The organism is Bacillus sp. FSL K6-0069, from assembly GCF_038007785.1.
Taxonomy (GTDB): domain Bacteria; phylum Bacillota; class Bacilli; order Bacillales; family Bacillaceae_G; genus Bacillus_A; species Bacillus_A mobilis.
This window is the reverse complement of record NZ_JBBOXN010000001.1, coordinates 3,538,998-3,550,607: the sequence shown is the minus strand read 5'-3', so window position 1 is coordinate 3,550,607 and position 11,610 is coordinate 3,538,998. Positions and strand designations below refer to the sequence as shown.

12 protein-coding genes are annotated in these 11,610 nt (G+C 35.0%); 8 read left to right on the top strand and 4 right to left on the bottom strand.

What is annotated here, in order from left to right:
* The first annotated feature begins 133 nt into the window (after positions 1–133).
* Entirely contained in the window at positions 134–613 is a 480-nt protein-coding gene (locus MHB74_RS18150) for a GNAT family N-acetyltransferase (RefSeq protein ID WP_061680497.1), read from the top strand.
* 20 nt (positions 614–633) lie between these two features.
* Here the strand turns inward: MHB74_RS18150 and MHB74_RS18145 are convergent, their stop codons facing one another.
* Together MHB74_RS18145 and MHB74_RS18140 are read right to left on the bottom strand one after the other, a co-directional pair.
* On the bottom strand, positions 634–906 hold the full coding sequence (locus MHB74_RS18145; protein WP_001043902.1) for an HU family DNA-binding protein: 273 nt from the start codon (positions 904–906) through the stop codon (positions 634–636).
* A 141-nt stretch (positions 907–1,047) separates the two neighbouring features.
* A complete protein-coding gene (locus tag MHB74_RS18140) occupies positions 1,048–1,863 on the bottom strand; it encodes a formate/nitrite transporter family protein (protein WP_061680495.1) in 816 nt (271 codons plus the stop codon).
* A gap of 195 nt (positions 1,864–2,058) precedes the next feature.
* Here MHB74_RS18140 and MHB74_RS18135 point away from each other — a divergent pair, with 195 nt between their 5' ends.
* Positions 2,059–2,952 carry a metallophosphoesterase gene (locus tag MHB74_RS18135; protein WP_061680494.1) on the top strand — a complete coding sequence of 298 codons (894 nt, stop codon included), beginning with the start codon at positions 2,059–2,061 and terminating at the stop codon, positions 2,950–2,952.
* 200 nt (positions 2,953–3,152) lie between these two features.
* On the opposite strand, the gene MHB74_RS18130 is transcribed toward MHB74_RS18135, so the two are convergent.
* Both MHB74_RS18130 and MHB74_RS18125 read right to left on the bottom strand, forming a co-directional pair.
* Positions 3,153–4,309 (bottom strand): IS3 family transposase gene (locus MHB74_RS18130; RefSeq protein WP_340844345.1). Its coding sequence is split into 2 segments (ribosomal slippage): positions 3,153–4,057 and positions 4,057–4,309, totalling 1,158 coding nucleotides; the frame shifts between segments, so codons are not numbered across the junction.
* A gap of 120 nt (positions 4,310–4,429) precedes the next feature.
* Positions 4,430–5,512 carry a chitinase gene (locus tag MHB74_RS18125; protein ID WP_061680368.1) on the bottom strand — a complete coding sequence of 361 codons (1,083 nt, stop codon included), beginning with the start codon at positions 5,510–5,512 and terminating at the stop codon, positions 4,430–4,432.
* A gap of 270 nt (positions 5,513–5,782) precedes the next feature.
* Here MHB74_RS18125 and gabP point away from each other — a divergent pair, with 270 nt between their 5' ends.
* The 6 genes from gabP to pfkB all read left to right on the top strand — a co-directional run bounded on the left by gabP (position 5,783) and on the right by pfkB (position 11,608).
* Positions 5,783–7,177, top strand: a complete 1,395-nt coding sequence (gabP, locus tag MHB74_RS18120; RefSeq protein WP_061680369.1) for a GABA permease — start codon at positions 5,783–5,785, stop codon at positions 7,175–7,177.
* Positions 7,178–7,310: 133 nt separating this feature from the next.
* A complete protein-coding gene (locus MHB74_RS18115) occupies positions 7,311–7,649 on the top strand; it encodes a hypothetical protein (protein WP_002072695.1) in 339 nt (112 codons plus the stop codon).
* Between the two features lie 317 nt (positions 7,650–7,966).
* Positions 7,967–8,509 carry a DUF420 domain-containing protein gene (locus MHB74_RS18110; RefSeq protein ID WP_000228316.1) on the top strand — a complete coding sequence of 181 codons (543 nt, stop codon included), beginning with the start codon at positions 7,967–7,969 and terminating at the stop codon, positions 8,507–8,509.
* A 116-nt stretch (positions 8,510–8,625) separates the two neighbouring features.
* Complete coding sequence (locus MHB74_RS18105; protein ID WP_061680370.1) at positions 8,626–9,789, top strand: iron-containing alcohol dehydrogenase; 1,164 nt, start codon at positions 8,626–8,628, stop codon at positions 9,787–9,789.
* A gap of 158 nt (positions 9,790–9,947) precedes the next feature.
* Positions 9,948–10,700, top strand: a complete 753-nt coding sequence (locus MHB74_RS18100) for a DeoR/GlpR family DNA-binding transcription regulator (RefSeq protein ID WP_061680371.1) — start codon at positions 9,948–9,950, stop codon at positions 10,698–10,700.
* Positions 10,697–11,608 carry a 1-phosphofructokinase gene (gene pfkB / locus MHB74_RS18095; RefSeq protein WP_061680372.1) on the top strand — a complete coding sequence of 304 codons (912 nt, stop codon included), beginning with the start codon at positions 10,697–10,699 and terminating at the stop codon, positions 11,606–11,608. Before MHB74_RS18100 ends, pfkB begins: the two co-directional genes overlap by 4 nt.
* Positions 11,609–11,610 lie beyond the last annotated feature (2 nt).

The following is an 11,610-nucleotide window of genomic DNA, read 5'->3' as shown; positions in this document are numbered from 1 at the left end:
CACAATAGGTGGATGAAAAGGTCACAACCCTTACGGACAGGAAAAAGGTGAGATTCCTTTTCGGTAGTTGGCATTTGACTTGGTTCGCCAACAATTTATAGATTTTTATAAGAATTTTAAACCAGGTTCATATATGTTAAAAGACACGATCATTAGAACATTCCATAAAGAGGATTTAGAACAAGTATTACAGTTGTTCTATAAAACAGTTCATACAATTAATGCAAAAGATTATAACGTGTTACAGCTACAGGCATGGGCACCAGAGCGACTAGATAGAGAAAGTTGGTTACATTCTTTAGAGAAGAATATTAGTTATGTAGCGGATCATAACGGTGTGATAGTGGGATTTGGGGATTATAATGATGATCATTACGTAGATCGCTTATTTACGCATAAGGATTATCAAGGGAAAAGGATAGCTTCCTACATACTACAGGAGTTAGAAAAAGAAGCAGTGAACTTGAGGCATAGGGAGATATATACAGAAGCGAGTGTTACAGCAAAACCTTTCTTTGAAAGTAAAGGTTTTATTTGCATAAAGGAACAAAAGAAACAGCATAATGGTCAGATTTTTACTAATTATGTAATGAAAAAAATAGCCCTCTCATAAACGAGAAGGCTATTTCTTCATTATTTTACAGCTTCTTTAAGTTCTTTACCAGCTTTGAAAGCAGGTACTTTAGAAGCTGCGATTTGCATTTCTTCACCAGTTTGTGGGTTACGGCCTGTACGAGCAGCTCTTTCGCGAACTTCGAATGTACCGAATCCGATAAGTTGTACTTTTTCACCAGCAGCTAAAGTGTTAGTGATTGATTCTACTACAGTTTGTAAAACTACAGTAGCTTCTTTTTGAGAAATCTCAGCATTTTGTGCTACGTTTTTGATTAATTCTGTTTTGTTCATGTTTTTCACCTCATATGTAAATAATGCTATTTAAGTTGTTATTATAACGTATAAAACATTCGAGAACAAGTGTACGCACATATATTCGTAAAAAAAATGAAATTTGTAATATTTTTTAGAGCTACTGTATAGACAGTTCATTTAAGCGGATACAGCTTTTTTCTTTAATTCGGTTTGCTCTTTATTGGAAGGTAATTTCTTATTATAAGATATGAAATAAGGTAATGCTACAAACAACATACCTCCTACTAAGTTTCCGAAGAAAACAAAAATGAAGTTTGGAAAATATTCAATCCAAGTTAACTGCCCGGCAAAAATTGCAGCTGGGATAACAAACATATTGGCTACAACGTGTTGAAAGCCAATCGCAACAAAAGTCATAACTGGGAACCAGATACCGATAATCTTCCCGATAAATTCTTTACTTCCTATACTGAGCCAAACGGCTAAACAAACGAGCCAATTACATCCGATGGCAGAAATGAAGGCTTGCAGTGGTGTATCTTGTAGTTTAGCTTGCGCAATAGAAACTGTTTTCGCTAAAAAAGCGCCCTCTGTTAATCCGACGATATGACCGAAAAAATAAGCAACGAATACAGCACCTATGAAGTTGCTAAACGTAACAATAATTAAATTTCGTATGAAATGAAATAAAGTAATTTTCTTTTGAAGCCAAGCCATAGAAACTGTCATCATGTTACCAGTTACTAGTTCACCGCCTGCAAGAATAACGAGTATAAGACCGATAGGGAATACAGCAGCGCCTAGAAAACTAGTAAATGATCCCCAAGACTTTGGCATTGTTCCAATAACATGAATATCGAGTAAATACCCTAATGCTATGAAAGCACCGCCAAAAAAACCGAGAATTAGCATAGGGAGTAATGATAAATGAGCTTTTTTTCTTCCGGAATTCGCAGCAAGTTCCGTAATTTCTTCTGGTGTAAATACAGACATGAATAATCTCTCCTCAATAAAATGATAGAATGAATAGAAGGAACATTTTTGAAAATCTATGTATTATAAAAATATGTTATGACTTCTGCATAAGTTTGTCAAAGTGAATGGGGTAAAATTGGATATAACTAACATTGTTCGTGTTGTCACATTAATGTAACAATAAGGCTGTAGAGTACTTTTAGAGGTGAGAACATGAATACGCATCATGTAAAAAAAGAACAAAAAAAATCAATCATAAAAATATTCATAATCAGTTTTATAAGTATAGTAATGGTTTCAGTAAGTTTGTATTTCTATGCGACAGAAATTGAACGAAAACTAGTAACAGTTACGTGGAATGAAATAGAAGCATCTACAATTCCTAAAGAGTTTAATAATAAAAAGATATTGCAATTCTCAGATGTGCATTTAGGGACAGAATTTACACTGAAACAACTAGAAAATTTGGTGGAGAAGATGAATGCTTTACATCCAGATGTAGTAGTTTTTACAGGGGATTTAATAGATAAGTTTGGATCGTATAAGGCGGAAAGAGAAGAAGCGAAAGGTATATTACAAAAAATACATGCACCCTTAGGGAAATATGCAGTGTTTGGGAATCATGATAGAGGCGGGGGAGGTAGTTTATTTTATAAAAAGTATATGGAGGAAGCTGGTTTCTCTGTGTTAGTAAATGAAATGCAAAAAATTAAAGTAGAAAACGGAAAATATATTACAATATCAGGTTTGGATGATTTCTTATTAGGAAAGCCGCAAATAGATTCGACTTTAAAACATGTGAGACAACAAGATTTCAATATGCTCTTAGTACATGAGCCGGATGTTGTAGACAAAGTAGCTCGTTACCCAGTTGATTTTCAAATGTCAGGCCATAGTCACGGAGGACAAGTTCAAATTCCTTTTATAGGTCCATTAATTACTACAAAATTAGCTGAGAGCTATGTGGAAGGTATGTATGAATTAGAAGGGAAGTATAAGCCGTTACATTTATACGTAAATCGTGGTATTGGGACAACTCGAATGCCTGTTAGATTTTGGAGTGTACCTGAACTTTCAGTATTTGTGTTAAAGCAAAATAGCAACTAGACTATTCAAGAGTAGTAGGACTTTCAGAGAAAGTTCTCTTTTTTTATTAGTTAAACATGGAATATTATGTGAGTTTTATTTGAAGTGTTAACATGGAAAAGAATCTTTTCATCATGTAGAAGTGAAAAAGTAATTTACATAAATAAAAAACCAACAATAGATTGAAGTGAACCCCGAAAACGGGACACCAATCAAAACACCTAAACCACTTGTTCCCTAAATTCTTTAGGGGATAGGTGGTTTAATTTTTCTTGAATTCGCACACAATTGTAGTAATGAATGTATTCTAGCACAATCTTTCGCACAGTTGTGTTGGATACTTTTGTTATCTCTTGTGAATAGAAAGCTTCACTTTTCAAATGACCAAAGAAGCTTTCCATGACGGCATTATCATGGCAATTTCCTCTCCGGGACATGCTGGTGATAATGCCGTTTTCTTTGGCATACGCTTGAAATTCTTTTGCTGTATAAATACTTCCTTGATCCGAGTGAAGAAGGACATCTTTTACTCTTCGCCCTCTCATTGCTTGTTTCAATGTCTTCATCGCTAATGTCAGTGTTTGTGATTCGCTGATGACACAACTAATAATTTCACGATTAAAGGCATCCATGATCGTTGATAAATACAAGGTACGCTCTCCAAATAAGAGATACGTCACATCTGTAAACCACTTTTCATTTGGTCTGGATGCATCGAATTCACGCTCCAATCGATGAGGGGCTACCATTGGTTCCGTACCATTGATATATTTCTTTTTCTTTCGACGTACTTTTGAAAGAATGTGATTTTGTCTCATGATTCGTAATACTTTTTTATGATTCACACACAGTCCCATTTTTTGAAGAGTAGCGGTCACTCTTCGATATCCATACCGAAATTTATGCCTAAAACAGACGTCCTTTACTTTCTCTTCTATATCATCTTTCCGATCTTCCGTTCGTTGTAACCAGCGATAAAATGTGGAACGGGGTAATTCTAATACGTTACACAATTCTTTTATCGTTATTTTTGTTTTTACATTTTTCCATAAAGTAACTACAGTTTCTGGTTTCAGCCCCTTTCGATTTCCAGATACTTTCCCCATACAAGTAATTTTGTTTTTAGATGCTTATTTTCTAGACGTAGTTGTTCTAATTCACTGAGCTCTTTTGGTCCTTTTCCATAAGAATATTGTTTTCCTACAGGTTGTTGAAAACGATACGTTTGATCTGTACGATACCATTTCATCCATGTCTTAATTTGGGAAACATTTTTAATTCCGAGTTTCTCCATAATTGTACGATTTGAATAACCATCATTCTTCATTTCAATTACTTTCCACTTTGTTTCTTCTGGGTAATGAACTCTTGTCGTCATACGAAAAAACACCTCCATTGAATTTGCATACTTAGTATGCGAATTCAGGAGGTGTTTTTTTCATGTACCACTATTCGGGTTCACTTCAAGATCATTTAAAACCTATTGTTGGTTTTTATATTATTTTTGCAAGGGAATCGCATCAAAATATGTCCTGTAGTTATTAGAGAATTCAAAGTTGTTTTTTGCATCCCAATTAATAGACCAGGACATTAGGCCACGGAATGCAGGATAGCCACTCTGATTTGAAAGTTTATACTTTCCTCCGAAAGGAATTCCTTTAATGATATAATCTAAAGCTTTTTTCATTTCAGTTGGAGAAATATATCCGCCACTTGGAGCGGCAGCTGGTGCTGCAGGAAGTCCAATCATGACTTGATCCGAACGAAGAGCTGGGAAAATATTATTTGCATTACCACCTACTGGAAAACCATGTAAGAGCATATCTGCCATAGCGACTTCGTAGTCTGCAGTACCTTGATTGTAGTTATTACCGTCCATTCCAATCCCACTGCCAGCGTTGTAGTGTTGAACGTGAATGTATGTTAGTTTGTCTTTCACTCCGTAAATAATCGGTAAATATGCACCCCAGATGCTTCCATATGCGCTATAACCGCCTTGAACATAAGCTGTTTCAGGAGCCATGCTTAATAGAAAATTTGTACCATAATGATCTGAGATTGTCCGAATAGCTGAAATAAGATTTACGATTTGAGGAGTCGTTGGGTTTTTGAAATTAGTGTCATTTCCGTTTAAGTAAATTCCTGATTCAAGGTCGATATCTATTCCATCAAAACCGTATTTATTAATTAGAGATTGTATGGAATTAATAAAGCGTTGCTTAGCGGCATTATCAGGAAGTAAAACGACCCCATTTTGTCCACCTATTGAAAGAACTACTTTCTTTCCTTTACTTTTTAAATAAGCAATATCTGATTTGAATTCTGCATCCGTACCATACACAGGAGAAAATTCAACAGTGGAACGATCACCACCAGTTTCACCGAAAGATACATTGATTACATCCCATTTCGGTGAAACGTCTCTTAATTTAATAATGCCAGTACCATTATCGAAGTTATGCCAGTATCCAACGAGTAATTTTGATCCTAAATTGTTTGCTGCTTGTGCTTGAAAGGGAGCTAGCGGTAGCAGTAAGAAAATTACTAAAGTACAACAAATGAATTTGAACTTGTTTACCATATCAACACTCCTATACAAAAAGTTGTCTAGATGTATAATCTTGTTTATTTAATAATATCTGAAAATTCACCCTTTTGTAAGGCGACTATAATTTTCTCAACAATTGTGTATGGGAAATTATTAAACCTAATGAAATAATTTCTGGAGGGGGTCGAATTACGATTGTTAAATTCAGAATATTTTGATATATTTTAAAGTATAGGACAAGATTTTTCGCATAATACTCTTACATAAATTTCAAAATTAAGTTTGGAAGGGGATGTACAAGAGTTGGATAAAAATCTTAAGAAAGACCTCAAAATACGCCACATTACAATGATCTCCATTGGTGGCGTAATAGGAGCTGGTTTGTTTGTTGGAAGTGGTGCGGTTGTGCATTCAGCAGGTCCAGGTTCTATCGTTTCATATGCATTAGCAGGACTTCTAGTTATTTTCGTTATGAGAATGCTAGGAGAAATGGCAGCTATTAATCCGACAAGTGGTTCATTTGCAACATATGCAAGAGAGGCAATTGGTCCATGGGCAGGTTATACAATTGGGTGGCTATATTGGTTTTTCTGGGTAATTGTTATTGCAATAGAAGCTACAGCAGGTGCTGGTATTATTCAATACTGGATTCCAGAAATCCCGCTCTGGTTATTAAGCTTAATATTAACGATTTTATTAACATTGACGAATGTTTTCTCGGTGAAATCATTTGGAGAATTTGAATATTGGTTTTCATTTATTAAAGTAATAAGTATTGTTTTGTTCCTTTGTCTTGGACTAGCTGTTATTTTAGGATTTGTACCAGGAACGGAAGCACCTGGCACTTCGAATTTAGTAGGTCAAGGAGGATTTATGCCAAATGGTATAAGTTCGGTGTTACTTGGAATCACCGTCGTTATATTTTCATTTATGGGATCTGAGATTGTTGCAGTAGCCGCTGGAGAGTCTGCTGAACCTGTAAAAGCCGTAAAAACAGCAACAAATAGTGTAATTTGGCGTATTCTCGTATTTTTCATTGGATCGATCGCTGTAGTTGTTACACTCCTTCCGTGGAATTCGGCGAACATACTAAAAAGTCCGTTTGTGGCGGTACTGGAACATATAGGGATACCAGCGGCAGCGCAAATTATGAATTTTATCGTTTTAACAGCTGTACTTTCTTGTTTAAATTCGGGTTTATATACGAACTCAAGAATGCTTTTTTCAATGGCAGAAAGAGGAGATGCGCCAAAGGCATTTTTGAAATTGAATAGTAGTGGTGTTCCAGTTCGGGCGGTTTTATTTGGAACTTTCTTTGCTTACGTTGGAGTTGTTTTTAGTTACATATCTCCAGATAAAGTATTTTTATTTTTAGTGAATGCATCTGGTGGGATTGCGTTACTCGTTTATCTCGTTATAGCAGTTTCACATTTCAAGATACGTAAAAAAATGGGGAAAGCGGAACAACAAAATTTGAAAGTGAAAATGTGGCTTTTTCCATATGTAACATATGTTACAATTGCTGCGATTATAGCAGTTTTAGTTGCAATGCTCGTAATTGAATCTTTACGTTCACAGGCACTATTAACGATGCTTGTTACTGTTCTTATAATACTTTCTTATTTTATTTTCAATAGAAATAAAAATAGTGCAGTGTTGAATCCTAAAAGTAAAAATGAGGAATCTGTTCGATTCTAATTTCTTGTTTTAGAAGAGAGTTACACCCAATCATTGCTATAAAAGAATCATATATAATCATAGAAACAAGTAATTACTATTGTCATAGTGAATATAAACTTTTTTCTTGACTTTTTATACGAAGGCGAGCAAAATGGTAAAAAAGGAAGGGGGGATGACAATGGAAGAGTACGTATTAGAGCTGTATAACCTGTTATATACGACAGAATGGCAAGATATTGTTTCGTTTCTAGGAATAATGTTTTGTATGAAAATTGTAATTGTATATATGGAAGAGCAAGGTATGTTCTATTCCTTCTCATCCCCGTTCGATGTGCAGCGCGAGCCGTTGCCAAACTATGCCAAGGTAAATTACGAACAAATTCCTTTTGTTATATTCTTTATGATTCGATTTATAACAGCAATTGTAAAGAAAAAGGAAAGTGACGATGAAGAGTGCCACTCAACTTGTAATATAGCGACTGCTTTTTAAGCTAAATACAAGGAGGAGATTTATATGTGGTTTCGATTTCTTATGATTGGTTTCTTTTCATTAACAGCAATTTCTTTAATGGGATATCAAGTGTCTGAAATTTTTCAAGCATATAGCAATACGTTTTTCAACAAAAACTAATTACATTGCTATTTAAATAATAAAGCGATAAAATCCTTCTTAAGAAGTTTTATTAAGAAGGATTTTTTTCTTTGCTCTGTCTTACTGTGTCAAACTATTGTCACATTTACACTGTGAATAATATGTTAAAATAGTGAGGTTACGTATACATATTTGAAGGAAGAGGAGTGACCATTTTGGTGGATCAATCAACTAATCAGAAAAGCTATGCTCCTATTGTGATAACGCTTTCTGTAATTGTAAATGCGATTATTTTATTTTTGTTCTTTGGACCTGTTGGCTATGAAGGAGAAGTACATTTTGATGTAACGATTTTACCAATGTTAAATGCAATTTTTAATAGCTTTACGTTCGTATTCTTATTAGCAGCTTTATACTCGATTATTAAGAAGAATGTGAAAATGCACCGCGGTTTCATCCTGGCAGCATTTACAACGACGTTGCTATTTTGTGTTTCTTATTTATCGTATCATTACTTGGCGCCGGCAACACATTTTGGTGGGGAAGGATTCATTAAATATGTGTACTTCATTATTTTAATTACACATATTATCCTTGCAGCAATTATTGTACCACTTGCATTGTTTGCACTTGTATTTGGTTTTACAAATCAATTAACACGTCATCGTAAAATTGTACGTTGGACGATGCCGATTTGGTTATATGTAAGTTTATCTGGTGTTATTGTTTACTTAATGATCTCACCTTATTACCAATAAAAAATCTCAGCCTGTAGGCTGGGATTTTTTTGTTAGGCAAATATTTTTGTGAAATGAAAAAAATATGGTATACAAAAGTATAGTTGCTTTTCATATAGAAGGGATGGTAAAGGGATATGCAAAATTTTGTATTTCGTAATCCGACGAAACTTATTTTTGGTAAAGGTCAATTAGAACAGTTAAAAACTGAAATTCCACAGTTTGGTAAAAAAGTTCTTCTCGTATATGGGGGAGGCAGTATTAAAAGAAACGGTATTTATGATAATGTACTTTCTATTTTAAAAGATATAAATGCAGAAGTATTTGAATTGACAGGCGTTGAACCGAATCCACGTGTATCAACTGTAAAGAAAGGGATTCAAATTTGTAAAGATAATGGTGTTGAATTTATTTTAGCAGTTGGCGGAGGAAGTGTGATCGACTGTACGAAGGCAATTGCTGCTGGTAGTAAGTACGATGGAGATGTGTGGGAAATTGTAACGAAAAAAGTATTTGCTAGTGAGGCGTTACCATTTGGTACGGTGCTTACTCTTGCAGCGACAGGGTCTGAAATGAATGCGGGTTCTGTCATTACAAACTGGGAAACGAATGAAAAATATGGCTGGGGTAGCCCAGTTACTTTCCCGCAGTTTTCGATTTTAGATCCAGTTCATACTTCGTCTGTACCGAGGGACCAAACAATTTACGGTATGGTAGATATTATGTCACACGTATTAGAGCAATATTTCCATCATGGAACAAATACAGAACTACAAGATCGTTATTGTGAATCTGTATTAAAAACAGTAATTGAAACCGCTCCTAAGCTTTTAAGTGATTTAGAAAATTATGAGCATAGAGAAACCATTTTATATTGCGGTACTATGGCGTTAAACGGCATTTTAGCGATGGGAGTAAAAGGAGACTGGGCAACTCACAATATTGAGCACGCAGTTTCTGCGGTTCATGATATACCACACGGGGGTGGCCTTGCGATTTTATTCCCGAACTGGATGAAGCATGTCGTAGATGAAAATGTAAGTCGTTTTAAACAGTTCGCTATTCGTGTATTCGATGTAGAAACAGATGGGAAAACTGATCTAGAAATTGCGTTAGAAGGAATTGAGGCGTTACGTCAATTTTGGACTTCAATTGAGGCGCCGGTAACATTAGCTGATTACGCTATTGGGGAAAATGAAATTGATTTAATGGCGGATAAAGCGATGGCTTATGGCGAATTTGGTAACTTTAAAAAATTAAATAAAGACGATGTTTTAAGCATATATAAAGCTTCTTTATAAGTGAATCGAGCAAAGAAACCCATTTGATTGGTATATCAAATGGGTTTCTTCTTTGTTGTTTATAACTGTTTATGATTGATTTTGATTATTTATGAATGTTTATGGTTGATTTTTGTGATCATTTTCATTATACTGTAATCAAAGAAGAGGTGAATGAAATGTTAACTCCTGAACGTCATCAAATGATATTGCAACTTGTAAAAGAGCTGAAGGTTGTTAAATTACAACAATTAGTGGAAAGAACAGAAAGCTCTGAATCAACAATTCGTCGTGATTTAGCACAATTGGAAAAACAAAGGTTATTAAAAAGAGTTCACGGTGGTGCGGCTGTTTTAACAGGAAAAGGACAAGAGCCGACGATGGTTGAAAAATCATCCAAAAACATTCAAATAAAACAACAAATTGCGAAGCATGCGGCTAGCATTGTTGAACAAGGTGATTGTATTTATTTAGATGCAGGAAGTACGACATTTGAAATGATTCCATTTTTAATAAATAAAGACGTTACTGTCGTTACAAATGGACTTATGCATATTGAAGCTTTAGTTGAAAATAATATTCGTGCATATTTACTAGGCGGAATGATGAAAAGTAGGACGAAGGCTTTAATTGGTGCTATGGCACAGGAAAGTATGCAAAAGTATCGTTTTGATAAATGTTTTTTAGGCGCGAATGGTGTGCATGAACAACTTGGTTTTACAACACCGGATCCAGAAGAGGCTCTTTTAAAACAAATGGCATTAACATTAGCAAACGAAGGATATTTCTTAATTGATGAAAGTAAGTTTTCAGAAGTTGCGTTTGCGAAAATTGCCAATGTTGAAGAGGCAAATATTATTACAAACCATTTAGAAATTGATTTAGAAAAATATAAAAGACAAACCAATGTAATTGAGGCTGATAAACAATGATCTATACAGTTACTTTAAATCCATCTATTGATTATGTAGTACAAGTTAATTCCTTCGATTTAGGCGCGGTAAATCGAGCAAAGAAAGATATGAAATTTCCTGGAGGAAAAGGGATTAACGTTTCTCGCGTTCTTCATCGTTTAGGTGTTGAAAATGTAGCACTTGGATTTACTGGTGGATTTACCGGTCAATTTATTAAAGATGTATTACAGGCGGAAGGTGTAACAACAAACTTCGTCCAAGTAGACGGAGATTCCCGAATTAATGTGAAAATAAAAGGACAAGAAGAGACGGAATTAAATGGGCAAGGTCCTAATGTAACAAAAGAGCAATTTGAACAATTAATGAAACAGATTGAAAGTATGAAGCAGGGAGATTGTGTTGTACTGGCTGGAAGTGTACCGGCGTCTATCTCAACTACTTTTTATGAATCGATTGCAGCGCTCGGAGCTGAAAAAGGTATTCGCGTAGTGGTTGATGCAAGTGGTAGTGCACTGCAGCATGTAATTAAAAATAAACCATTTTTAATAAAGCCTAATCATCATGAACTTGGTGAGTTATTCGGTGTAGAGATTTCCACAGTAGAAGATATTTTACCGTATGGAAGAAAATTAATTGAACAAGGTGTAGAGCATGTGATTGTATCAATGGCTGGAGATGGAGCTTTACTATTTACGGCAGAAGGTATATATGAAGCAACTGTTCCAACAGGTGTTGTAATTAATTCGGTTGGGGCTGGAGATTCTCTCGTTGCAGGATTTGTAGGGAAATATGAACAGACGAAAGATATTGAAAAGGCATTTCAATATGGCGTTGCAACAGGGAGTGCAACAGCATTTTCAGCTGATTTATGTGAAAAGGAAAAAGTAGAAGAATTATTGTCGCAAGTAATTGTAACTAAGCGATAGGG